Source organism: Mesorhizobium sp. M0340 (assembly GCF_040321535.1).
GTDB lineage: Bacteria > Pseudomonadota > Alphaproteobacteria > Rhizobiales > Rhizobiaceae > Mesorhizobium.
In genome coordinates this window covers 13,479-36,625 of sequence record NZ_JAMYRR010000010.1, presented here as the reverse complement: position 1 = coordinate 36,625, position 23,147 = coordinate 13,479, and the positions used below count along the sequence as shown (strand labels likewise).

The following is a 23,147-nucleotide window of genomic DNA, read 5'->3' as shown; positions in this document are numbered from 1 at the left end:
TTTGCAAGATATAGCAATCTTCGCGGGTTTTTCACGTCCAAAAAGTCGGATTTTGAAAAATCATCCACCGATTGCGCGGCTGACCTAACGTCAAGGAGCGCATCACGTGTACCGTGATGCCAAATTCCAGTTCGGAGCAGCATGCGAGCACAGCAAAAAACCGGCTGCGATCGCCGCAGCCGGTTTGAGCAGCGTCCGGAGGTCGGATCAGCTCCTCATGAAGTGATCGATCTGCTCCGACAGCATGCCGTATTCGCGCGATCCCTTGCCCGTGCGCTTCTCGATTTCGCGGAGCTGTTCCTGGGCGCCGGCAAGATCGCCGATCTGCAGGTGCGCCTCGCCGAGATATTCGCGTACCAGCGTGTAGTTCGGGTCGATGCGCAGCGCTTCTTCGTAATAGCCGAGGCCGACGGTGACGCGGCCGGAATGGCGGTGCGAATAGCCGAGATAGTTGAGGATGCGCGGGTCCTGCTTGTTGGCGGCGAGGCTGAGCACGGCGATCGCCTCGTCATAGCGTCCATCCATCGCCAGCGCGCGACCGGCATCATAGATGCTGTCGTCATCCAGCATACCTTGCTTCGGCGAGACACATTTCTTCTGCTTCTTGTCCCAGGCCTCCCCCTTCTTGCACTGGCTCTGGCCGCCGCCGCCATTGCCGCCGCCGCCTTCACCAGCCGAAAACGCCGGAGCCGCAATCAGCGGCAGGGCGGCAATGGCCATGGCGTAAATCAGCAATCGTCTGCGCATTACACTCTCCTTTGAACCTGACAATGCAACACTAACGCCGGGTCAAAGCCGTTTCGTCCCGGAAAATGTCATCCTATCTCAAAACCGCGATCTCTCCCAGCAAGGCCATCTTATTCCGGGAAGAGAGGGCATCATAAATCATGGTTCGCGATTAACGCCCACGCGCAAGAGAACGTGACGAGCGCTGCAAATCCGCTATCATCGGGCCGACCGAGCACGAAGCAGGGAGACGGCCGGTGCAGCAACGCGTTGAACGAGACTGGGAGCTTTCGATCGGTCCCGACACCGTGCGCCTGTTCATCCTGAAGGCGAAGGCGCTCAGCGCCGCCGTCAACGAAGACTATGCCGACGGCGCCGAGCACGAGGTAGAGCTCGACGGCAACGCGCACGACAACCACCATCATGACGGCCTTGCCGAGGAAAGCTCCGAAGATCTCACCGAGGAAGAACTGCGCGAGCTGATCGACGATCTCAATGTCGACGAAGCGGCCGAACTGATTGCGTTGGCCTGGGTTGGCCGCGGCGACTATGACGCGACGGAATGGACGGACGCGCTGACCGCCGCCCGCGAGCGCGCCAACAAGCGCACGGCAAAATATCTGCTCGGCATGCCGCTGCTGGCGGATTGGCTCGAGGAGGGGCTGGAAGCGATCGGCGCGTAACAGCGCGGTTACCGATTGTGATCGCCAGCCCCCTTCGCCCAAGGCAACTTCCCTGCATTCTGGCCGTTGCGATACAATGGCGGCGTTTGGCTTTTTCAGATTGGGCAGATTGCTGCTGGCCGTTGCGGCTACGCCGCTGGCGGGACCTGTTTCAGCCAAGGCGCCCGAGCTGCCGCAAACTGCGCCGGTACCGCAGTTCAACCGGGAAGCCACCTCGCCATCGCCAACCGAGATCCCGGTCCCCGAACCACGCCCCGCTCCGGAGGCTGAGCGGCCCAAAAACGGTCAGCCTCAAAACGATCAGCCCCAAAATGGCCAATCCAGGACCGAGCAGCCGAAACCGCCGGCGATCGCACCACAGCCGCCTGAAAAGCCGGCGCAGGCCGAGCCGCCGGCAAACTCATCGGTCGCGCCACCAAACCCGGCCGAGGCAGACAAAAAGACGGAGCAAGAAATCCTTCCCGATCCTCGATCGCTCGCCATTGCCGAGAAAGAAATGCCGGCCGAGGAATTGGCCTGCCGCAGGCGGCTGAAATCGATGGGCGTCGATTTCGAGGAGCGCAAGCCCGAGCATGATACGGCGGTCGGTTGCTCGATCCCCTACCCGATCGTGCTGAGGACGCTCGGCAAATCCATCGCCATCGGCCCGGAGCCCGAGCTGAATTGCCAGATGGCCGAGGCCGCCGCACGCTTTGCTGCTTCGGTCATCCAGCCTGCTGCAAAGGCGGAGTTTGGCGAGGACCTCAAATCGATTGGCCAGGCCTCCGCCTTCGTCTGCCGGTCGCGCAATGGTGGCGGCAAATTGTCGGAGCACGCCTTCGGCAATGCGCTCGATATCGCCAGCTTCAAGCTTTCGGACGGGAAGGAGATCGATGTCGGCCCGGCGCCGCCGGAAAAGGACGCGAAATTCCTGGACGCAGTGCGCAAGGCAGCCTGCGGGCCGTTCAAGACCGTGCTTGGCCCCGGCAGCGATGCCGATCATTCGCAGCATCTCCATTTCGATCTCGAACCGCGCCGCAATGGCGGCACGTTTTGCCAATGACGCCGGCCGCGATGATGGGCGCCGCAATTTGGCCGCAGACGTGAACGGCGCCGCTGATTTTTCCTTTACTCTTCAGGTTTAGAGTCTGTGTCATCTGGGGACAGGAACCCTTCCGATGGCCGGGCTAATTCGCGCTGCGCTTGTCGCTGCGCGGCACACAGGACGCGCGCGCATGGCCGGCAGGCTTGCCGTCGTGATTGCCATTGCGGCGGTCTCCGCCTGCAACACCGGCAGCGTGCTGTCGCTGCAGCCGGCCGTCGACGTCGGCAGCCAGACCGCTGCCGTTCCGCCCTATTCCGGCCAGCAAGATTCCGGCCCAGAATATTCCGGCATGCAGCGCCTCGTCCCATCCAACCCCTATATGACGGCCGCCTATCCGCGCATGGACAATCCGATGTCGCCGGCCGAACAGATGCCGGCCGCAGAGATCGATTGCCGCAAGGAGCTGAAACGCCTCGGCGTCGTCTACACCGACGTCGCGCCGATCCATGAAGGCCAATGCGGCATCGATTATCCGGTCAGGGTCTCGGCCATCGGCAGCGTCGCGATGAAGCCGGCCGCGACGCTGACCTGCGACATGGCCGCCAGCTTTGCCGGCTGGACCAGGAATGAACTCGTCCCGTCGGCCCGCTGGCGCTATTTTTCAGGCGTCAAGACCATCCACCAGGGCTCGAGCTATTCCTGCCGCAGGATCGCCGGCGAAGGTGTTTTGTCGGAACACGGCAAGGGCAATGCGCTCGACGTGATGAGCATCGAGCTTAACAATGGCGACGACATCGACGTCCGCAAGCCCGGCCTGTTCGCCTTCCGCACGCGCGGCTTCCTCAACAATGTGCGGGCCGACGGCTGCCAGTATTTCACCACCGTGCTCGGCCCCGGCTACAACTACGACCACCGCAACCATTTCCATTTCGACATCAAGAATCGCAAGAACGGCTACCGCGCCTGCCGCTGATTGCAGCCCCTGCCCAAGACCTGCTGCGCCGATTAAGATGGTGCGCAGACGCTTGGGTGGTGCCTCTTGAGCCAACGAAGCCTTCGACGACGTGCAACGACCTGGTTGGTGGCATGCTGTGCCGCTTATCTTTCGCTCGCCTATTTCGCCGCGCCTGAGTTCTGGACGTTGCGGGACCGCAATTTTCGCAATCAGCAATTCGAGATGGTCACGCACACGCCGCAAGGCATTCCGGGCGATCCGATCAATGTCGGCCTTGTCGGCACCAAGAAGGAGCTTGTCCATGCTTTTGTCGTCGCCGGCTGGGATACGGCAGACGCGGTCTCGCTGAAGACGGCGATCGAGATCGGCGAAAGCGTGCTGTTTGACCGCCCCTATCCCGACGCGCCGGTCAGCCGGCTGCTGTTCGAAGGCCGCGCCCAGGACCTAGCCTTCGAAAAGCCGGTCGGCGACAGCGCCGACCGGCGCCACCACGTCCGCTTCTGGCAGACCGCTGCGACCGGAGACGACGGCCGGCCGCTTTGGCTTGGCTCGGCAAGCTTTGACCGCGGCGTCGGCCTCAGCCATGACACCGGCGCGATCACTCATCACATCGGCCCCGACATCGACGCCGAGCGCGACGGGCTGATGCGCGACCTCTCCGCCGCCGGCATGCTGATCTCGACCAGCGAGATACCAGGGGTCGGCGCAACAAAGACCGGGCGCAACGGCGAAGGCGATCCCTATTTCACCGACGGCAAGGCCATCATCGGCGTACTGCTGCAACTGCCGTAGGCGCGCAATCGGCTCGTCTGACAGCCATTTCGTCCCGATGGGCTCAGGGGACGGTGATCACGATCTTGCCGAACGGTCCGGTCTCCAGACGCTCGAATGCCTGCGGCACCTCGTCGAAGCCAAACACCCTGTCGATCACCGGCTTGATCGCGAGCGTCTCGATCGCCTGGTTCATTCGTTCGAAGGCGCGGCGGTGGCCGATCGATATGCCCTGCACGACGATCCGGTTGCGCAGGAACGGAATGATCGGGAAACTGAGCTCCATGCTGCCGAGAAGGCCGATGAGCGACAGCCTGCCGTCGGCGCCCAGCGCATTGAGCGAGCGCCGCGCATTGTCGCCGCCGACCATTTCCAGCACGTGCCTGACGCCGGCGCCGTCTGTCAACTCGCGGGCGACCTCGTCCCATGCCGGATGGCTGCGATAATTGATCCCCTTCCAGGCGCCCAGCGCTTTTGCCCGCTCGAGCTTCTCGTCGCTGCTCGAGGTGACGATGGCGCGCAGGCCGAAAGCGGCGGCGAACTGCAGCGCAAACAGCGACACGCCGCCGGTGCCCTGGATGAGAACGGTCTCACCCGGGATAGGCTTGGCCGCCTCGACCAGCGCGAACCACGCCGTCAGCGCCGCGATCGGCAACGTCGACGCCTCGACATCGCTGAGCGACGGCGGCGCCGCCACGGCGGCATCCTCGTGAAAGAGCACATGCTCGGACAGCATGCCGGGCAGTGACGAACCAAGCGTATGCTTGTGGAGCACCGGCGGGGCGTTGCCGTCCGGCCAGTCGGCGATCACCTGGCCGAGCACCCGCTGCCCGATGCCGAAGCGGCTGACTTCGCTGCCGGTGGCGACCACTTCGCCAACCGCGTCCGATGTCGGCACGAACGGCAAGCTGAGGTCCGGTATCAGCACGCCATCGACGATCATCCTGTCCTTGTAATTCAGCGATACCGCTGTGACGCGTACCAGAAGATCATGCGGCCCGGGTCGGGGCAGCTTTCCCTCGGCCGGCTTCAAACTGGATAGGCCGAAACCGGTCATCTGCCAGGATCTGTTTTGGGTGCTCATTTGGTTCGCGCTCCGTGGTTGATGGTGCGCGAGACATTTATGCCGTTTCACTATGGAGAAAAGTGCTTCCATGTGGCATATTCTGCGACAGATTAAGGAGCAAAACTCTACAATAGGAGCGCTTCATTGGAATCGGCCAATTTGCAAGGCATCGTCGCATTCGTTCACGCGGTGGAGGCCGGCAGCTTCACCGGCGCCGGCGCGCGGCTGCATGTCACGAAATCGGCGGTCGGCAAGTCGATCGCGCAGCTGGAACAGCGATTGGGCGTTCGCCTGCTCAACCGCACCACCCGCAGCCTGAGCCCGACCAGCGAGGGCCTGAGCTACTACGAAGCCTGCGTCAGGGCACTGGCCGAGATCGAAGCCGCGCAGTCACTGCTGGCTTCGCGCAAGCAGGTGCCTTCCGGCCGGCTGCGTGTCGACCTGCCTTTGGCCTTCGGCCGGCGGTGCGTCGCCCCGGTTCTGTTCGACATTTCCAAAAAATTCCCGGATCTGACGATGGAAATCTCGTTCAACGACCGGCGCGTCGACCTGATCGAGGAAGGCATCGACCTGGCGGTGCGCATGGGCGACCTCGACGACAGCTTGTCGCTCGCCGCGCGCCGCATCTATGCCCAGCGTTCGGCCATCGTCGCCGCCCCCGCCTATCTCGACGCCCATGGCAGGCCGCACTCGATCGAGGACCTGCCCAGGCACAGCCTCATCGGCTACGGCCGCGACGGCACGGTCCATCCCTGGACCGTCAGGCATGCCGACGGCCGTCTCGAAAAATTCGCGCCCAAGGCGCGGCTGGTGCTCGGCCACGGCGAACCGATGCTCGATGCGGTACTGGCCGGCTGCGGTATCGTCTATCTGCCGACATGGCTGACGGCCGGCAGCATCAGGCGCGGCGAGCTCGAAATGGTTCTGTCGGACTGCCTTGTCGAAAACACCGTGGTGCATGCCATCTGGCCGGTAACACGCAATCTCGCACCAAAGGTGCGCGTCGTCGTCGACGCCCTGATCGAGCATTTTTCCGCGCCGCCCTGGGATGCGGCATGGGGTGCCGCCTGATTTGCCCCGCTCGCTAAATTTAAAAAGCGCGACCGTCCTATTTTCGAAAACCGCGCGGCAATGCTATGGACCCGGCATGCTTTATGCTGAAATTGCCATCGTGGTCGTCCTCATCTGCGTGAACGGCCTTCTGTCGATGTCCGAGCTCGCCATCGTCTCGTCGCGGCCGGCGCGCCTCAAGACGATGATCGACCGCAACGTCAAGGGCGCTGGCCGGGCTCTGGCGCTCGGCGCCAATCCGGGAAAGTTCCTGTCCTCGGTGCAGATCGGCATCACTTTGGTCGGCGTCTTGTCCGGCGCCTTTTCCGGCGCCACGCTCGGCGAGCGGCTGGCCACCTTCCTGGCATCGGCCGGCGTCCGCGAAAGCCTCGCCGACCCGCTCGGTGTCGGCATTGTCGTCGCCATCATCACCTATGGCTCGTTGATCATCGGCGAACTGGTGCCCAAGCAGATCGCATTACGCGACCCCGAACGGGTCGCCGTCAGGGTCGCTCCGGCAATGACCATCCTCGCCAGCGTTTCGGCGCCGCTGGTCTTCCTGCTCGATTTTTCCGGCCGCGCCCTGCTGTGGCTGCTTGGCCAGCACGGCCAGAGCGAGGAGAGGGTCACCGACGAGGAGATCAAGATGCTGGTCGCCGAAGCCGAGCACCACGGCACCATCGAATCCGACGAACGGCGCATGATCGCCGGCGTGATGCGGCTCGGCGACCGCGCCGTGCGCGCGGTGATGACGCCGCGCACCGAGGTCGACTGGATCAATCTGCAATCCGACGAGGCGGCCATCAGAAAGCTGCTGATGGACACCCAGCATTCGCGCCTGCCGGCCGGCGACGGCGGCGTCGACGCCATGATCGGCGTCGTCCAGACCCGCGACGTGCTGGCGGCGATGCTCGGCGGCCGCGCTCTCGACCCGCGCCGGCACGTGCGCACGGCCCCAATCGTGCATGACCAGGCCGATGCGCTGGACGTGCTTGCGACGCTGAAGGAATCCGACGTGCCGATGGCGCTGGTACATGACGAATACGGCCATTTCGAAGGCATCGTCACCCCGGCCGACATACTGGAAGCGATTACCGGCGTCTTCCGTTCGGATCTCGATGCCGGCGAAGAGGAAAACGCCGTCAAGCGCGAGGACGGCTCATGGCTGCTTGCCGGCTACATGCAGGCCGACGAGATGGCGGACATTCTCGGCATCGACCTGCCCGAGAACCGCGACTACGAAACCGTCGCCGGCTATGTGCTGTCGCATTTGCATCATCTGCCGGCGACCGGCGAATGCGTCGACGCGCAGGGCTGGCGCTTCGAGGTCGTCGACCTCGACGGCCGCCGCATCGACAAGCTTATCGCCACCCGCCTGCCCGGCGGTCACCGCGAGGTCGTGCGGTAACGAGCGACGCGACTTATGGGCTATATGCTCTCGGCGACACCGCTCGCACATTCAAAGTTGATTGGGGGGTATCGCCTTATGGTCGACCAGTTTTTCGCCGACCCGTATCTCGCTGCCGTCTATGATGCCTGGCACCCGAGATCTGCGCGCGACGACTATGATTTCTACCTGCCCCGCATTCTAACAGCAAACGCGGTGCTTGATGTCGGATGTGGAACGGGCACCCTCCTTCACGAGGCACGCCTGGCCGGACATTCAGGGCGGCTCTGCGGCATCGACCCAGCACCCGGCGTGTTGAATCGGGCACGGACGCGCACGGATATCGAATGGGTCCTCGGCGATCTCCAATCGGCCGGCTGGACAGCCGAGTTTGATCTCATTGTGATGACGGGGCACGCATTCCAGGCCCTTGTCAGCGACGAAGATCTGGGGGATTTCATGGCGGCTGCGCGACACGCCCTTGTGCCAGGCGGATGCTTCGCGTTCGAAACGCGGAACCCTTCGGTGCGGGCGTGGGAGCACTGGACACCCGAAAATGCTGTCGTCGTTGAGCTGCCTGACGGGTCTCTGGTGCAGATCACAACAGAGGTGATCATGCCGTTCGATGGCCAGACCGTGACATTCACCCACAGGTTCGGCGGAAAGCATCCGAGCCTTCCGAAAGTTAGTCGCAGCACCTTGCGATTCCTCGACATGGACGCCCTATCGAGCCTGCTGGGGAACGCGGGGCTACGGATCGAACGGCAATTCGGCGGCTTTGACGGCAGCCCAGTTGGCCCTTCGAGCTCCGAGATCATCACGTTCGCGACGAGATGAAAGGAAGCATCCGCTCTCCAGCCCCTGCAAGCAACGACAACTCACGGACCCATTGCGGACGTGGAGCCGTATTTCGCGGCGGCTGCGACGCAGAAATGAGACTGCCGCCGACCGTCAGCCAGGTCAAGCTTGGCAATCGCAGGACTTCGCGATCAATCGATCGCCTCGATGCCTTGCGCCCTCAACCGTTCGATATGGTCCTTCATCTCTTTCAGCCGCTCGGGCGAGTGGCCCTGCCACTCGGTGACCTCGCTCGTGATCCTGAGCGGCTGGCGGGAGCGATAGGACTGCGTCGGATTGCCGGGAAATTTCTTGTCCGTAAGGTTGGGGTCGTCGGTGATCGGGCCGGTTGGTTCCACGATGTAGATCCTTTCGCGTCCGTCACCGGCGGCCAGTTCTGCACCCCAGATAGCCGCATCCAGAGTGCCGGTCAGATAGACCCAGGCTGCCTGCTTTCGCGCGCCGTAATTGGAGCTGTAGCCGGCTTCGATCAGGTCTCCCGGTTTAAGGTCGGCCCGGGTGCCGTGGTAGAATTGGCGTGGGTTGTCGGAGGCTGTCATCGGCTCGCTACTTATCCTCGCTGTCTCAGGCATCATGGTTTCGTGGCGCGCACTATTTCATGCACGTCATCGAATCAAGCGTCTGGCAGTGCGGTTATCGGACCTCCGCTCTCGGCAGTCCTGATATCTATGTCAGTCATCCCGCCCGATGCTCGCTATCGGTCGGCCGCCGGCGTGGTTATTATAGACGCCCTGTACCGTCGCTATGGTGAACAAAATGGATCTGCAAGCCTTCAGGGATTCGATTGCCGAACCACAGCCGCCAGCCGGCTTGAGTCCTGCCCTGCAGGCGCTGTGGTGGGATGCAAAGGGCGATTGGGCTAAGGCGCACGAATGCGCGCAGCAGCGCGACGATACGGCCGGCATGCACGTACATGCCTATCTCCACCGCAAGGAAGGCGACCAGTCGAATGCGGAATATTGGTATCGCCGCAGCAATGCCGCGCCGTCGACCTCAACGCTTGACGAGGAATGGGAGGAGTTGGCGCGTACATTTTTGCAGCAAAGCTGACATGCTCGGTCACGGCAAAATAGTCCTGCAAGCACTCGCAGGGGTGTCAGCTGGCGCCCTGTGGCTTGTCCCTGCCGTTCCATTCCGCGTTGCGCGCCCGCGCCTCTTCGGCGATCAGCTTGAACTCCCGCATCTTCGCAGCCTCGATGGCGAATGCGCGGCTTGGCAGGACGCCGGGGTCCTCCTGACTGTTCTGAAACTGAAAACGGTCCTCCAGTTCGGCCCATATTCGCTCGGGGGCCGTATCCTTGCTGGCAAGCAGCGCGACGACCAGCGCCAAAGTCTCGCGCTGGGCGTTCAGCCGCCCTTCGATCTCCTCAATCGGCAATTCGGACATGCGGGTCGCTTCCAGTTTCTCGCTCAACGGCAAAATCGCACCCTTGTTCCGACGCCGATGCACTGCTGACTTTATCAAGCTCGGACGGGCCCGACACCATTCACTTTCGGCTGGTGCCGAAACACAACAGAACACATCTCCATCTTGTGGGTTCGGTTAGCTGTCCCGCACCAGATCACAGGCCGTCATTTTCGAGAACGACCATAGGGGTGTTACGAGCACTGGAACACTGGAGAAGCCCTGGTGCTGTTGGCAGCCGGCGTCTCGAGCGGACGCTGTGAAACCTTCTGATTTTTAAGCCGTTATCGCCGGATGCCCCAAGCTAAATTCAAGCTGAAATCGGTTGACGGCGCCCAATCGCGCGATGCCGAGAAGTCGCGCCAGATGACTGTCGATGTCGCGTCCGAGGTGGTCGGCAAGCCCGCGCCGCCGCCGGATGTCACCGAACCCGATCCTAAGCTGACACCTGAAGAGGCCGAGCGGGTGCGCAAGAGATATCTGCTTAAGCGCTTCTGGATCAGCGCCCGCGGTTACTGGAGCGGCAGTGGCGACAGGGTCGCCTGGCCGTTGACGATCGGGCTGTTGGTCCTGATCGTCGCCAATGTCGCCTTCCAGTATGGGATCAATGTCTGGAATCGCGCAATTTTCGACGCCATTGAGCAACGCAATGCCCACACCGTATATTGGCTGAGCGCCGTATTCCTGCCACTCGTGCTCGGAAGCGCCAGCCTTGTGGTGGCACAAGTCTTCTTTCGCATGAAGATACAGCGCCGCTGGCGTTCCTGGCTCACCACCGCGGTCATCGCGCGTTGGCTGGCAAGCGGCCGCTACTATCAGCTGAACCTCGTCGGCGGCGACCACAGCAACCCCGAAGCCCGCATCGCCGAGGATTTGCGGATTGCCACCGAATCGCCGGTCGATTTCATTGCCGGTGTCATCGTCGCATTTCTGTCGGCCTCGACCTTCATCGTGGTGCTGTGGACGATCGGCGGCGCCCTGACCCTGACGATTGCAGGTTCGACCGTCACCATTCCCGGCTTCCTGGTCATCACCGCAGTGCTCTATGCCGCGATCACGTCCACCTCGATGGCGGTCATCGGCCGCCATTTCGTCCACCTCTCCGGGGAAAAAAATCAGGCGGAAGCCGAGTTCCGCTACTCGCTAACGCGCGTGCGGGAAAACGGCGAGAGTATCGCATTGCTCGGCGGCGAGGAGGAGGAGCGCAGCGGCATGGACAAGACATTCGCCCATGTGCTCAGGCAATGGGCGCTCCTTGCAGGCCAGCACATGCGCACGGCATTGGTGTCCCAAGGGTCGAGCCTGTTTGCGCCTGTCGTGCCGGTCTTGCTTTGCGCTCCAAAGTTCCTCGAAGGCAGCATGACACTTGGGCAGGTCATGCAGGCTGCCTCGGCCTTTGCCATCGTGCAGGGCGCGTTCGGGTGGCTGGTCGATAACTATCCCCGTCTCGCCGATTGGAATGCCTCTGCACGGCGCATCGCCTCGCTGATGATGTCGCTCGACGGGCTCGAGCGGGCGGAACAGAGCAACACGCTGGGGCGCATAAAGCGCGGCGAGACCGGCAGCGATGCGATGCTCAGCCTGAACAATCTCTCCGTGTCGCTCGACGACGGCACCGCCGTGGTCAAGGAAACCGAGGTCGTGATCGAACCAGGCGAACGGGTGCTTGTCGCCGGCGAATCCGGCTCGGGCAAGAGTACACTGGTGCGGGCCATCGCGGGTCTGTGGCCATGGGGTAGCGGCAGCGTCAACATCCGCGCCGACAGACGGTTGTTCATGTTGCCGCAACGGCCTTACATCCCGACCGGGACCCTTCGCCGCGCTGTCGCCTATCCAGGCGCCGCCGACAGCTGGACGCTGGATAAGATCAAGGCTGCGCTCGACAAGGTGGGACTCGACTACCTCAACGACAGGATTGAGGAGGACGCCCCATGGGACCAGACCTTGTCGGGTGGCGAAAAGCAGCGCCTCGCCTTCGCGCGTCTTCTGCTGCACCGCCCCGATATCATCGTGCTGGACGAGGCAACGTCGGCACTCGATGAGAAGAGCCAGGACAACATGATGCAGATGATCATTCGCGAATTGCCGAAGGTCACCATCATAAGCGTAGCGCATCGCGCCGAGCTGGAAGCTTTCCATAGCCGCAAGATCACATTGGAGCGGCACAAGGGCGGCGCAAAACTCGTCAGCGATATCGAACTCGTCCCGCGCAAGGACAGACGGAACTTGCTCATGCGCCTTCTGAGGCAACGGCGCGCCAACGGAAAGCCAGCGCGACCTTGAGCAAAGCGGCGCTGCCCTACGCAAAGAGTGAGGCCGCCGGTCGGACCAGGCGGATCTCCGGTTCGAGTCACTGCCCGCATCTGGTCCTGAAAGCACCAGCCGTGGTACCTTGGTTCCGGGCAGCTGCTGTCGGAACGTCGATGGCAAGAGTGCATTTCCATGTCCGGTGCAACGCCGAGGCCAGCTGTGAAAAACCCGGGTTGATTTCAAAAGCCCAGATTGATTTCGAAAGCAAAGGGACCAGCAATGACAATCGCCAAGAACACGATCTGCCTTTGGTACGACAAGGACGCCGAGGCTGCGGCCCGTTTCTATTCCGAGACTTTTTCTGACAGCTCGGTGAAATCCGTCCACCGCGCTCCCAGCGACTACCCGTCCGGCAAGGCCGGCGACGTGCTGACGGTCGAGTTCACGGTCGCCGGCATCCCCTGTCTCGGCCTCAATGGCGGGCCCGCGTTCAAACACAACGAAGCCTTCTCCTTCCAGATCGCCACCGACGATCAGCAGGAGACCGACCGCTATTGGAACGCCATAGTCGGCAATGGCGGCCAGGAAAGTGCGTGCGGCTGGTGCAAGGACAAATGGGGCATCTCCTGGCAGATCACGCCGCGCGTGCTGACCGAAGCGATGGCCGCCGGCGGCGATGAAGCAAAGCGCGCATTCGAAGCGATGATGGAGATGAAAAAGATCGACGTTGCGGCGATCGAGGCGGCGCGGCGCGGCTGACAGTTCGGGGTCAGCCCGACGCGAAAAGATCAGGGCAGAGCGGCCGGAAATGCTGCCGGCCCACCTCCAGACAGGCGTGCGATGGTGTTGAACTGCGCTGAGTTTTACGACGCCGAACTGCGACGGCACAACGAGGTCTTCAGGGCTGCGGTCAAGGCGGGAACGCGCGATCGCGTGCTCGATATCGGATGCGGTTCGGGACAATCCTCTCGTGATGCCGCCCGTGTCGCGGTGGAAGGCAGCGTGCTCGCCGTGGACGTATCGGCGCGGATGCTCGAGATCGCCCGGAGCCGTAGCGCCGAAGAAGGATTGCGAAACGTCGCCTTCGAGCGCGGCGATGCGCAATTGCTGGTATTTCCGGCTGCCGGCTTCGATCTGTGCATCAGTCGATTTGGCGTGATGTTCTTTGCCGATCCGGCGGCGGCGTTCGCCAATATCGCCCGGGCAATGCGACCAGGGGCACGTCTTGTGTGGATGGTATGGCAATGCCAGGATCGTAACGAGTGGGCAACTGCCATTCAACGGGCGATTGCGCCGGGGTCCGCCATGTCGGCGGGCGCCGCCACCCCATTTTCGCTTGGCGACCCCGCCATCACCGCGGAGATCTTGCGTGCATCCGGTTTTGTTTCGGTCGACTTCGCCGAAGTGCGTGAGCCGGTCTTCTACGGCCAGGACGTCGATGCGGCCTATGACGCTTTGCTTGGCCTGCAACTGGTCAAGGATCCGCTCGCCCGCGCGGATGTGGATGTCGACGCGGCGCTACGGCGGTTGCGCGATCTGCTCGACGCGCACTTGACCGCGGACGGTGTGCTTTTCGAATCGCGCGCCTGGATCATCACCGCAGTTCGGGCGAGCCGACAGTCACCGGGCGATTGACCCGTAGACGATCCTGTTCTCTCGGCCTTCCTGTCAGTCCATTTGCGGCGTGACTTCTGAAAGCAGCCAATCCCTGAAAGCCTTGACCTTGCGCTGACGGATCGCCTCCGGCGGGTAGACGAGATAGAAACTGGAAGGAGATTTCAGGGCGTGCCCGAAGGGGCGGACAAGCCGCCCGGCGGCAAGGTCCGCCGCAACCAGCATGGTCCGACCCAGCACCACCCCCTCGCCTTGTGCGGCCGACTCCATGGCAAAGGTGGCAGAGTCGAAGGTAATCCCGCTCTGCGGGTCCACGCCCTCGACCCCGGCGCTCGCCAGCCAGGTCGCCCAGTCGATCGGAAAGCTGTCACGGATCAGCGTGTGGTGTCTGAGGTCCTGAGGCGTGCGGAGCGGATGCGCACCCTCAAGAAGCTTTGGGCTGCACACTGGAAACACCTCCTCGCCGGTGAGGAACTCCGACGTGAGCCCGGGATAGTTTCCGCTGCCATAACGGACGGCGACATCGATGCCGTCGCCGAGGAAGTTGGTCAGCTTCCCGCTCGTCGAAACCCGCACATCGATGTCGCCATGCGCACGGTGAAAGCGGTAGAGGCGTGGCACCAGCCATCTCCCCGCGAAGCCATCGGAGGTGCTGACGTTCAGTGTCGAGCTCGAATAGCGGGCCGTTGCCGCAGCAGTGGCGGCGGCCAACTGGTCGAGCACCTCGCGCACCGCCCGCGCATAGGGCTCGCCGACGGCGGTCAGGCTCACCGAACGCGTACCGCGCTCGAACAGCTGCACACCGAGCTGATCCTCAAGGTTCTTGATCGCCCGGCTGATCGCACCGTGGGTGACATGAAGTTCCTCTGCCGCTTTGGAGAAACTCAACAGGCGCGCCGCCGCTTCGAAGCTCGGCAAGGTGGTGAGGGGAGGCAGCTTCCGGGGCATGGATCGATACCTATATGTGAGCGGTGCTCACACATTGTCGCCGATAAGTCGTTTGTCGTCCAGGCCGGAAGACGGCATATTTGCTCGCGTATTCAGTCATTCACCGCCGCTTCAAAAGGCGACTTGATGTGACTGATACTCTCGCTGACGAAAGTCGCGGGGCAACTGCTGAAACCAAAACTGCCGCCACTCTGGGAGAGCACCATGAATGCCAAACGAGTTGAACCCATCGTCGACGTCCTGACCGGCATGGCCGGCCGCATCCTCGCATCGAGCAGCCGGCGCCGGACCGAGCGGCAGGTTGCACGCTTCTCGACCCGCCGGCTCGAAGACCTTGGGTTTGCCCGCGACTGGGACGGCTCGGTCTATCGGCCGTCGGATCACCGCTAAGCCTGAATGAAAGCAACAGCGGACAGGCCCTTCGCCAAAGATCGCTGTCGCAAGGAATTAACGGAGAACGGACATGGCCACCATCCACCCATTCCTCTGGTTCAACACCGACGCCAAGGAGGCCCGCGATTTCTATCTCTCGGTCTTCAAGAACAGCAAAGCGCTCCAGACGCTCGAATACACCGACTGGGTGTCCGGAACCAACAAGACGGTCCCGCATGCCACCTTCGATTTCGAGCTCGAGGGTCTGCACCTTACAGCGTTCAATGCCGGGCCGCAGCCGCCTTTCAACGAGCGGCTCTCACTCTACATCGAGACTAGGGACCAGGCCGAGACCGACTACTACTATGAGGCGCTCACCGCCGGCGGCGGCAGGGAACAACCCTGCGGCTGGCTCACCGACAAGTTCGGCGTCTACTGGCAGGTCATCCCGGAAATCCTGCCGCGGCTCAGTGCCGACCCGGATCGCGAAAAGGCCAACCGCGTCCGGCAGGCGATGTACGGGATGCGCAAGATCATCATCGCCGACCTCGAAGCCGCCTACGACGGCAAAGCTTGACCCTCACCGAAATCGCAAACGAATGGAGACCTCCCATGACATCGCTCGTGGACAGGAAAGTCATCGTCATCGGCGGCAGTTCCGGCATCGGTCTCGGCGTCGCGGAAGCTGCTCTCAATTGCGGAGCGAAGGTCGTGATCGTCAGCCGGTCGCCCGCGAAACTGCAGGCGGCCGAACGGACGCTCAATACGGGGCACGTGACCAGCTTGGTTGCCGATATGACCGACGAAGCGGACGTCGCTCGCCTGTTCGAGGAGATCGGTCCCTTCGACCACCTGGTATCGACCGCCGGAACACTGCCGCCCGGCGATCCGATCGGCAGTACCGACATGGAGGCTGTGCGAGGCTTCGTCGACAACAAGCTGATTGGGGCCGTCATGCTCTCCAAGCACGCTGTGCGCACCCTGAAGGCCGGTGGCTCCATGACCTTCACCTCAGGCATCAACAAGGACAAGCCGCCAGTGCCGGGAGGCTCGGTCGTCTCAGCGATTGCCGGCTCATTCAGCTACTTCGCCCGCGCCCTGGCGCTCGAACTGGCCCCGACGCGCGTCAATGTCGTGTCGCCCGGATGGGTCGACACACCGATGTGGGACATCGTTGGAGAAGCCAAATCCAGCTTCTTTGCCGACATGGCTGCCCGGTTGCCGTCGAGAAAAATTCCGACCGCTGCGGACGTCGCCGCCGCCTATGTCTACCTCATGGAAAGCGAGTTCACGACCGGCGAGACAATCCGCATCGATGGCGGCCATAACCTGATCTAGCCGCCATTTGCACGCCGCCTGAATGGGTTGAGTCGGCATGACCCGCTAGTCCGGCGCACTCCTGCCGAAGGCGACGAACGCCGGCGGATCATGCCGGCGTAGCCCAATCGGGGTTTACATCGGCAGCCAGGTCCCTAGTTTTAGCGTTTCGCGCCGCGCACCCGAGTGTGTGGATGATCGAGGACGGGACCGTGAGCTCTGGCCGGCCCCTCGAAACTTTCAAAGGATGGCTATCATGACACAGGCCAAGAATGGCGAAACCGTGCGCATCAATTACAATGGCCGCCTGGCTGACGGCACTCAGTTCGATTCTTCCGGCAACGAACCGCTGCAATTCACGTTTGGTGAAGGACAAGTGATCGCCGGTCTCGAAACCCATGTCGAGGGTATGGAGGTGGGCGCGAAAAGCACCGTCACCATTCCCGCCGACGCCGCCTATGGCCCCCACCGCCCCGAAGCGGTGATGACCGTCGACCGCGCCCGCGTACCAGACAACATCAACGTCGATCTCGGCACTCGATTGCAGGTCAGAACCGCAGAGGGCGCCCGATGCCGGTAACAGTCGTCGGCGTGGACGACACCAGCGTCAAGCTCGACGGCAATCATCCTTTGGCGGGACGGGATCTGGTGTTCGACGTTGAACTGGTCGAGATCGTTCAGGCGGCGTAGGGGCACGGCAAAGCGCGTAACGGCCATGATTTTCGGGTGACGCATTTCGACCGGCGGTTCCGGCGGTGCGTCGCCTGTCGGAGGCAAAGACCGCGGCGGCGGAAATCGTGTAGCGTGCAGCAACCCATAGAGACATTCGGGATCTGGAATGTCCAATTCAGCGTCGCAGTCTCGAGGACCTGTGGAAGACCTCGCTTGACAGCCGACTTCTCGTGACCGCAAAGTCTCGTGATGCGGGCGATTGGTTGGAATAGAATTGCGCGTGCAGGGGCAATGGTGCTGATGATCGGCACAAATGTTCCTGGGCCGGCGCGTTCCGACTCGCTCCTTCTCACAAGCCCGTCCCAGCCAGCCAATGTCGGCGATGCGATGCTGGCGGCTGCCAATTATCATGATTCCGGCGACTATGATCGCGACCTTGCCGCTGTGGCGAAGCAGGCAGGCGACTGGGTCGTCAAGCGCGCAATGGAGGTGCCTCGCCCCGCACTGGTGCTCGACATCGACGAGACGGCGTTGGCCAACTGGGAAGTGATCACACGTGACAATTTCGGCCGCCCGATCGGCGGCGCCTGCGACATCGCAATCGACGGTCCCTGTGGCTGGGCCGCCTGGGACCAGCTTGCGAAGGATCCGGCCATTGACCCGGTGCTGGAGGTCTTCCGGCAGGCGCAAACGGCGAAAGTCGCGGTGTTCTTCATCACGGGACGTCCGGAGGACCAGCGTCAGGCAACCGAACAGAACCTGCAGTCGGCCGGCTATGCCGGTTATGAGCACCTTTACATGGTCCAGCCCGGGGCCAAATACGGCTCCGCCGCAGATTTCAAGGCACCCATAAGGGCCGAAATCGAAAAGGCCGGCTACACAATAATTGCCAATGTCGGTGACCAGCCATCCGACCTGTTCGGCGGGCATGCCGAGAAGCTGTTCCTGCTGCCAAATCCGTTCTACCGGGTTCGCTGACGGCCGGAACGGCACAAGCCCGGATCCTCGGCTCCTTGCCGAGCACCTGCTAAGGTATCAAGATAACCTTGCCGGTCGCGCCGCGCTCCTCCAGCAGGCGATGTGCGTGGCTGGCCTGGTCGAGCGGGAAGCGGCCACCTTTGGTCACCACAAGCTGACCACCGGCGGCCAGATCGAAAAATTCCAAAAGGCCGTCACGGATCCCGTCCGTAGACAGCAACGGCAGCAGGGCAAAACCCCTCAGCGACTGGTTGCGGCCGATCATCGCCTCCATCTGCGGGGCGCCGAGCGCGTATCTGCCAAGTGCGGCAAACACCAACTCACCGCAAGGCGCAAGGGCCTCGAGCGCGGCCGCCGTCAGCGGGGCGCCGACGATGTCGTAGATGGTGTCGACGCCAGCGCCACCTGTCGCTGCCCGGACGTGCTCCGGCCAATCCGTGTTGCTGTAGTCGACGGCAGCATCAGCTCCCAGCGACAAAGCAAGGTCGAGCTTGGCCTTACTGCCGGCTGCCGCGATGACACGGCTCGCGCCGGCGCGCTTGGCAAGCTGGACGAGCAACGAACCGACGCCACCCGCGGCAGCGGCGACCAGCACCGATTTGCCGGCCGGCCGGCTTTGCCGCGATAGATGCAGCGCCGTCAGCCCTTGCACCATCAATGCCGTCGCGTCTTCGAACGAGAGCGCATCCGGCAGCGGCACGGCCAGGCTTGCGTCGATCGTCACATACTCGGCATAGCCGCCAAACGGCTGGCTCGAGGCGAACAACGGCGCAGCGACGCGCATGCCGAGCAAGGAAGCCTCCACCCCATGCCCAAGCGCCTCCACGATCCCGGCGGCCTCGACACCAGGGACCATCGGCAGCTGCGGCGTCACCGCATAGCGGTCCGCCCGCATCAGCACTTCGAAGAAATTCACCCCGGCGGCCTGAACGCTGACCAGAACCTCGCCGGCTTTCGGCTCCGGCATCGGCACCGCGACTATCTCGAGAACGTCGGGCCCGCCGAAACGGTTCAGTTGAATGGCTCTCATCGCAGGCACCGATCGCTGTTGGCATCGGCCGCTGTTTGCCACTATCTGCCTGGCTTCGACTACACACCGATTTGTCCGCTGCTGACCGGGAGGTGACCATGGCCAAGCTGATCAAGAGGCTGCCGATGCTGCCGGCGGAGCGCGCGCTGAAAGTGATTTCGGGCCGCTGGAAGGCCGTCATCCTGTACCATCTCTTCGACGGGCCCCGGCGGCTGTCGGCGCTGCAGGCGCTGATGCCCGGCATCACCCAGAAAGTCCTGATCCAGCAGCTTCGCGAAATGGAAGAGCACGGCGTCGTCCGCCGCGAGATCTTTGCCGAGATCCCCTCGCGCGTCGAATATTCGGCGACGCAGCTCGGCCTCAGCCTCGAGCCGATCCTGCTGGCACTTTGCCAGTGGGGCCAGCATCACGCCGACGAGTTGAATGAGATGGACCGCCTTGCCGATTGCATCATCAGGCCACGGCAAGCGCAGTACGCCCATGCCGTGTGAAACAAAAAGGGCGGCGCATGCGCCGCCCCAATGCTTGGGAGAATTAATCCTTGGGAGGACTGTTCGAACCTATGCTCAGGCCGCCTTGACTTCCTCGGCGACGGCATCGGCCTGACGCGCCGTCTTCAGCACCCTGGCCCACCATGCAATGTCGTTGACCAGCGCGGTTGCCGCCTGGTTGAGGTGCTCGAACTCGTCGAGCTTCTTGTCACCTTGCTTGACCGCAAGGAAATCAGCCCAGGAGATGTGTACCGCAGACTTCACCGGCGCCATCTGCAACTCGACCGCATGCAGCCTCAGCTGCTCGACGGCGCGCGCGCCACCGACGCTGCCATACCCGACGAAGCCGGCCGGCTTCTTGTTCCACTCGTTGGCGGCGTAGTCGATGGCGTTCTTCAGCACGGCCGTCGGGCCATGATTGTATTCGGCGGCGGTGAAGATGAAACCGTCGAATCCGGCGACCTTCTTTTGCCAGCGCTGCGCCACTTCGTTCTGCGACGGCGCCCAGGCGGAGGATGCGACCTCATCGAAGAACGGCAGCGGGAAATCGCGCAGGTCGACGACTTCGACGTCGATATCGGCATGCGACTTGGCGATCCTGGCAATCCATTGGGCCGGCACGTCGGCAAAGCGCGCGGCGCGGGTCGAACCAATGACGATGGCGATTTTGGGTTTTGACATAGAGGGGCTCTCCTTACAGCAATACTGGTATCGTTTAGATACCTGAGCTATATGAGTAACCGGCCGCTCAATGTGCAAGGAGGCACTTTTTTGTTACCAAGGCACCCGTACCGCACCGAGGACTGCCGCGCCGTCTCGGAAATCCTGCAGCGCGTCGGTGACAAATGGACTGTGCTCGTCGTTGGCAAACTCGGCAACGGGCCGCTGCGTTTCAACGAGCTGCGCAGCGCGGTCGGCGGCATTTCGCAAAAGATGCTGACCACCACCTTGCGCGGGCTCGAGCGCGACGGCTTCGTCACCCGCACCGTGTTCCCGACCATCCCGCCGCGGGTCGACTACGAATTGACTGACCTTGGCTACGAGCTGCTGGTGCCGGTCGATGCGCTCGGCGAATGGGCACGCAAGAACACCGAGCGCGTCAAGGCCGCGCGAGAAAAATTCGACGCCATGCACAGCTGAACCCTTGCGCTGTAAGGGTTTGAACCTGTCGGGGATGCTCCGGACGAGCCCTACTGCTGTAACTGCATCTTGCTCTTCGGCAGCTTCTCGATCCGGTTCCATTTCGGGTTGGGACTGACTACCTTGCCGCCAATCGTGCAAGTCGTGGTCGTCTCCTTGCGGCAATTGCTCACCGTCGGGCCGCTGGTGTCGCATTTCGTCGCCGAGCAGATCTCGCACTTGGCCGCCTGCCCGTTGATGGTGCGGTTTTCCGACGTGCAGGTAGCGCCTGGATCGCCTTTCTTGACCTCGGCGAAAGCGCTTGCGGACGACAGGCAGAGCAAGGTTGCAAAGGCACCCGCCAGGGCAGCGTTCAGCATGTGTTGACGCATTGTCTTTCCTCCAAGATCCCGTCGGTCGCGCTGCAGGCGCGCATGCGGGAACCCGTTAGCCAAAGACCACGCGGGATCGCTGTCCGCATCCCCCGCGCGGGAGAGACTGCTGTCTAAATCCGTCTTCTGGAATCAGGCCGGGTCAGCCTTCGGCCGGAACCGCCTTCGGCTTGCCTTCGCCGTCCAGCGCCACCATGACGAAGTCAGCATGGGTGACCTTCTCCATCAGGTCGGAGAGATAGCGCTGCGCCCAGGCCTCGACCTTGAGCGTCATCGAGGTGCGGCCGACGCGTTCGACATGCGTATAGATGCACAGCGTGTCGCCGATCTTCATCGGTTTGGCGAAGGACATTTCCTTCACCGCCGCCGTCACCACGCGGCCCTTGGCGCGCTCGGCGGCGCGGATGCCGCAGGCGAGATCCATCTGCGCCATCACCCAGCCGCCAAAAATGTCGCCTGCCGCATTGGCGTCCGAAGGCATGGCCAGCGTCCTGAGCGTCAGATCGCCGATCGGCCGCCCGTCCGCGTAATGCACCATCTGGCCAATCCTCTCGAACCGATCGCCCAGACCCCGTACCGTCGCGGCACGGACAGGTCAACGCCATTGAATGGTGTCGCGGCCTGAAGTTCGGGTATCGGTCGACAGTGTTGAAAGGATGCTGTGCGCAGCTAGACGAGCCCAACCAGTAGGATTGCATTCTATGGCCGAGGTGAGAAGGCTGGCGCGCCCGATGGCGCGACAGAACCAAGCCCTCGCCGATAGGCGTGCTTCACAAAGCGGGCCAGGGTGTCGGGACGTAGGCATAGGCGTTGCCGTCGCGGATGACATGACCGATGCCTGGAAAGGGCAGGTGCATACCCGCGACGAGCAGGCCATCCGCCGACACCATGTCGAGCACCTTCTTGCGTGTGGCGATTGCGGCCTCCTGGTCCACGTCGAAGGCGATTGCCCATTCCGGATGCGCAAATTGCAGCGCGGAGGCGTGGATGACGTCAGTCAGGAGCAGCAGGTTGGCATCACCAGAGCCAATTCGAAGCGCGAGATGCCCCGGCGTGTGTCCAGGCGCAGGCAACGCGCTGATCCCGGGCGCGATCTCGACTTCGCCTTCGATCTTCCGGACCTTGCCATGGTAAGGCACCAGCGATTTGCGCGCTATTTCGAAATACGGCTTCATCTGGTCGGGCGCCTTGGATAGGATCCCGTCATCGTGCCAGAAAGCGAATTCCGGCGCGGCAACCACGACCTCCGCTGCCGGGAAGGCGGCCGTGCCGCCAATACCGACAAGGCCGTTGGCATGGTCGGGATGGAGGTGGGTGATGATTATCGTGTCGATTTCTTCCGGCCCGACGCCGGCGGCGGCGAGCGCCTCGGGTATGTGTCCCAGTATGGGCCCCATCGCCGACGCCGTGCCGGTATCGATCAGCACCCGTCTGTCGCCTTTGGTGACAAGGTAAGCATTGACCGAGGTCGGGAGTGTTTTTGGCAGGAATGCCTTTGCCAGCAGCGCTTCAACGGCAGCCGGATCTGCGGAAGGGAAGAGTTCGAGGCCGAGATTGAGATAGCCGTCGCTCAGTGCTGTGATCTCAAGGTCGCCGAGCATGAACCTGTGGGCGCTCGCAAGCGAAGCCGGAGACGGGGCGGCGATAGCCGCAGCGTTGCTCCCAAAGAGGCTGATCGGGGGAAGTAGCAGGGCGCCGGCACTAAAGGTGCCGATGCCGAACGTTCGACGGTTGATATTCATGTTCTTGTCCTTCGAATTGCAGCTGAAAGCTGGGCGCAGGCTACGGGATCGCCGCCAGGGCGGATGCCGACCGCTCGGACCCCTCCATGGAAGTGGAAGAGCGGGTCGGCGCGGTTCAACGGCGAACTCCTGCGGCATCAATAATGCGCCTCATAAACAGCGGGAATAGCGATGGGATGCAGTTAACTGCTGCAGATTAGGCAGCAATCAATTTTCTGCGCCGGGCCGGAGAACGGCGGGGATGCTGAGCGAAATCCCCTTTTCGAACATCACCCGCATGGACTGCAATCTATGATG

At 62.6% G+C, this 23,147-nt stretch carries 27 protein-coding genes and 1 pseudogene; 18 read left to right on the top strand and 10 right to left on the bottom strand.

The window, feature by feature from the left end; translation table 11 throughout:
* Positions 1-207 precede the first annotated feature (207 nt).
* Positions 208-747, bottom strand: a complete 540-nt coding sequence (locus NKI79_RS16305; protein WP_352802733.1) for a tetratricopeptide repeat protein — start codon at positions 745-747, stop codon at positions 208-210.
* Positions 748-983: 236 nt separating this feature from the next.
* Between NKI79_RS16305 and NKI79_RS16300 the strand changes: the two genes are divergently transcribed.
* From NKI79_RS16300 to NKI79_RS16285, 4 genes are all read left to right on the top strand, one after another.
* Entirely contained in the window at positions 984-1,409 is a 426-nt protein-coding gene (locus NKI79_RS16300) for a DUF3775 domain-containing protein (protein ID WP_254819248.1), read from the top strand.
* A gap of 76 nt (positions 1,410-1,485) precedes the next feature.
* Entirely contained in the window at positions 1,486-2,451 is a 966-nt protein-coding gene (locus NKI79_RS16295) for an extensin-like domain-containing protein (RefSeq protein ID WP_352802728.1), read from the top strand.
* Positions 2,452-2,566: 115 nt separating this feature from the next.
* Entirely contained in the window at positions 2,567-3,406 is an 840-nt protein-coding gene (locus tag NKI79_RS16290; RefSeq protein ID WP_352506723.1) for an extensin-like domain-containing protein, read from the top strand.
* 66 nt (positions 3,407-3,472) lie between these two features.
* Positions 3,473-4,180, top strand: coding sequence for an LssY C-terminal domain-containing protein (locus NKI79_RS16285; RefSeq protein ID WP_352802725.1), 708 nt, complete (start codon positions 3,473-3,475; stop codon positions 4,178-4,180).
* A gap of 43 nt (positions 4,181-4,223) precedes the next feature.
* On the opposite strand, the gene NKI79_RS16280 is transcribed toward NKI79_RS16285, so the two are convergent.
* On the bottom strand, positions 4,224-5,243 hold the full coding sequence (locus NKI79_RS16280; RefSeq protein WP_352802723.1) for a zinc-dependent alcohol dehydrogenase family protein: 1,020 nt from the start codon (positions 5,241-5,243) through the stop codon (positions 4,224-4,226).
* Positions 5,244-5,369: 126 nt separating this feature from the next.
* Between NKI79_RS16280 and NKI79_RS16275 the strand changes: the two genes are divergently transcribed.
* The 3 genes from NKI79_RS16275 to NKI79_RS16265 all read left to right on the top strand — a co-directional run bounded on the left by NKI79_RS16275 (position 5,370) and on the right by NKI79_RS16265 (position 8,499).
* On the top strand, positions 5,370-6,296 hold the full coding sequence (locus NKI79_RS16275; protein WP_254819243.1) for a LysR family transcriptional regulator: 927 nt from the start codon (positions 5,370-5,372) through the stop codon (positions 6,294-6,296).
* Positions 6,297-6,372: 76 nt separating this feature from the next.
* Entirely contained in the window at positions 6,373-7,683 is a 1,311-nt protein-coding gene (locus tag NKI79_RS16270) for a hemolysin family protein (protein ID WP_352802721.1), read from the top strand.
* A gap of 78 nt (positions 7,684-7,761) precedes the next feature.
* Positions 7,762-8,499 carry a class I SAM-dependent DNA methyltransferase gene (locus NKI79_RS16265; protein WP_352477882.1) on the top strand — a complete coding sequence of 246 codons (738 nt, stop codon included), beginning with the start codon at positions 7,762-7,764 and terminating at the stop codon, positions 8,497-8,499.
* Between the two features lie 152 nt (positions 8,500-8,651).
* Here the strand turns inward: NKI79_RS16265 and arr are convergent, their stop codons facing one another.
* Positions 8,652-9,059 carry an NAD(+)--rifampin ADP-ribosyltransferase gene (gene arr, locus NKI79_RS16260; protein ID WP_352477884.1) on the bottom strand — a complete coding sequence of 136 codons (408 nt, stop codon included), beginning with the start codon at positions 9,057-9,059 and terminating at the stop codon, positions 8,652-8,654.
* Positions 9,060-9,276: 217 nt separating this feature from the next.
* Here arr and NKI79_RS16255 point away from each other — a divergent pair, with 217 nt between their 5' ends.
* The gene (locus tag NKI79_RS16255) at positions 9,277-9,570 is read left to right on the top strand and encodes a hypothetical protein (RefSeq protein WP_352477886.1); all 294 of its coding nucleotides are present in this window, start codon (positions 9,277-9,279) and stop codon (positions 9,568-9,570) included.
* Positions 9,571-9,616: 46 nt separating this feature from the next.
* On the opposite strand, the gene NKI79_RS16250 is transcribed toward NKI79_RS16255, so the two are convergent.
* Positions 9,617-9,907 (bottom strand): hypothetical protein, encoded by a 291-nt coding sequence (locus NKI79_RS16250; protein ID WP_254819239.1) that lies wholly within the window; start codon positions 9,905-9,907, stop codon positions 9,617-9,619.
* A 312-nt stretch (positions 9,908-10,219) separates the two neighbouring features.
* Here NKI79_RS16250 and NKI79_RS16245 point away from each other — a divergent pair, with 312 nt between their 5' ends.
* From NKI79_RS16245 to NKI79_RS16235, 3 genes are all read left to right on the top strand, one after another.
* Positions 10,220-12,208: an ABC transporter ATP-binding protein/permease gene (locus NKI79_RS16245; protein ID WP_352802716.1), complete on the top strand. Its 1,989-nt coding sequence runs from the start codon at positions 10,220-10,222 to the stop codon at positions 12,206-12,208.
* 252 nt (positions 12,209-12,460) lie between these two features.
* Positions 12,461-12,934, top strand: a complete 474-nt coding sequence (locus NKI79_RS16240) for a VOC family protein (RefSeq protein ID WP_352802931.1) — start codon at positions 12,461-12,463, stop codon at positions 12,932-12,934.
* An 81-nt stretch (positions 12,935-13,015) separates the two neighbouring features.
* Complete coding sequence (locus NKI79_RS16235) at positions 13,016-13,810, top strand: class I SAM-dependent methyltransferase (protein WP_352802713.1); 795 nt, start codon at positions 13,016-13,018, stop codon at positions 13,808-13,810.
* A gap of 33 nt (positions 13,811-13,843) precedes the next feature.
* Here the strand turns inward: NKI79_RS16235 and NKI79_RS16230 are convergent, their stop codons facing one another.
* The gene (locus tag NKI79_RS16230; protein WP_352506712.1) at positions 13,844-14,737 is read right to left on the bottom strand and encodes a transcriptional regulator GcvA; all 894 of its coding nucleotides are present in this window, start codon (positions 14,735-14,737) and stop codon (positions 13,844-13,846) included.
* A gap of 204 nt (positions 14,738-14,941) precedes the next feature.
* Between NKI79_RS16230 and NKI79_RS16225 the strand changes: the two genes are divergently transcribed.
* From NKI79_RS16225 to NKI79_RS16205, 5 genes and pseudogenes are all read left to right on the top strand, one after another.
* Positions 14,942-15,127 carry a DUF1127 domain-containing protein gene (locus tag NKI79_RS16225; RefSeq protein ID WP_352802710.1) on the top strand — a complete coding sequence of 62 codons (186 nt, stop codon included), beginning with the start codon at positions 14,942-14,944 and terminating at the stop codon, positions 15,125-15,127.
* A gap of 73 nt (positions 15,128-15,200) precedes the next feature.
* On the top strand, positions 15,201-15,686 hold the full coding sequence (locus tag NKI79_RS16220) for a VOC family protein (protein ID WP_352802707.1): 486 nt from the start codon (positions 15,201-15,203) through the stop codon (positions 15,684-15,686).
* 35 nt (positions 15,687-15,721) lie between these two features.
* Positions 15,722-16,447, top strand: a complete 726-nt coding sequence (locus NKI79_RS16215; protein WP_352753876.1) for an SDR family oxidoreductase — start codon at positions 15,722-15,724, stop codon at positions 16,445-16,447.
* A gap of 235 nt (positions 16,448-16,682) precedes the next feature.
* Positions 16,683-17,116: pseudogene (locus tag NKI79_RS16210) on the top strand (FKBP-type peptidyl-prolyl cis-trans isomerase).
* 282 nt (positions 17,117-17,398) lie between these two features.
* On the top strand, positions 17,399-18,076 hold the full coding sequence (locus NKI79_RS16205) for an HAD family acid phosphatase (protein WP_352802704.1): 678 nt from the start codon (positions 17,399-17,401) through the stop codon (positions 18,074-18,076).
* A gap of 49 nt (positions 18,077-18,125) precedes the next feature.
* Here the strand turns inward: NKI79_RS16205 and NKI79_RS16200 are convergent, their stop codons facing one another.
* A complete protein-coding gene (locus tag NKI79_RS16200; protein ID WP_352802701.1) occupies positions 18,126-19,106 on the bottom strand; it encodes a quinone oxidoreductase family protein in 981 nt (326 codons plus the stop codon).
* 98 nt (positions 19,107-19,204) lie between these two features.
* Here NKI79_RS16200 and NKI79_RS16195 point away from each other — a divergent pair, with 98 nt between their 5' ends.
* On the top strand, positions 19,205-19,597 hold the full coding sequence (locus NKI79_RS16195) for a winged helix-turn-helix transcriptional regulator (protein ID WP_352802698.1): 393 nt from the start codon (positions 19,205-19,207) through the stop codon (positions 19,595-19,597).
* Between the two features lie 75 nt (positions 19,598-19,672).
* Here NKI79_RS16195 and NKI79_RS16190 read toward each other — a convergent pair whose 3' ends face one another.
* The gene (locus NKI79_RS16190) at positions 19,673-20,278 is read right to left on the bottom strand and encodes an NADPH-dependent FMN reductase (protein WP_352477902.1); all 606 of its coding nucleotides are present in this window, start codon (positions 20,276-20,278) and stop codon (positions 19,673-19,675) included.
* A gap of 90 nt (positions 20,279-20,368) precedes the next feature.
* Between NKI79_RS16190 and NKI79_RS16185 the strand changes: the two genes are divergently transcribed.
* Entirely contained in the window at positions 20,369-20,737 is a 369-nt protein-coding gene (locus NKI79_RS16185; protein WP_352506704.1) for a winged helix-turn-helix transcriptional regulator, read from the top strand.
* A 50-nt stretch (positions 20,738-20,787) separates the two neighbouring features.
* Here the strand turns inward: NKI79_RS16185 and NKI79_RS16180 are convergent, their stop codons facing one another.
* The 3 genes from NKI79_RS16180 to NKI79_RS16170 form a co-directional block, all read right to left on the bottom strand.
* Positions 20,788-21,108: a hypothetical protein gene (locus NKI79_RS16180; protein WP_352802695.1), complete on the bottom strand. Its 321-nt coding sequence runs from the start codon at positions 21,106-21,108 to the stop codon at positions 20,788-20,790.
* 142 nt (positions 21,109-21,250) lie between these two features.
* The gene (locus NKI79_RS16175) at positions 21,251-21,646 is read right to left on the bottom strand and encodes an acyl-CoA thioesterase (protein WP_023678380.1); all 396 of its coding nucleotides are present in this window, start codon (positions 21,644-21,646) and stop codon (positions 21,251-21,253) included.
* Between the two features lie 232 nt (positions 21,647-21,878).
* Positions 21,879-22,988, bottom strand: coding sequence for an MBL fold metallo-hydrolase (locus tag NKI79_RS16170; RefSeq protein WP_352802692.1), 1,110 nt, complete (start codon positions 22,986-22,988; stop codon positions 21,879-21,881).
* Between the last annotated feature and the right edge of the window lie 159 nt (positions 22,989-23,147).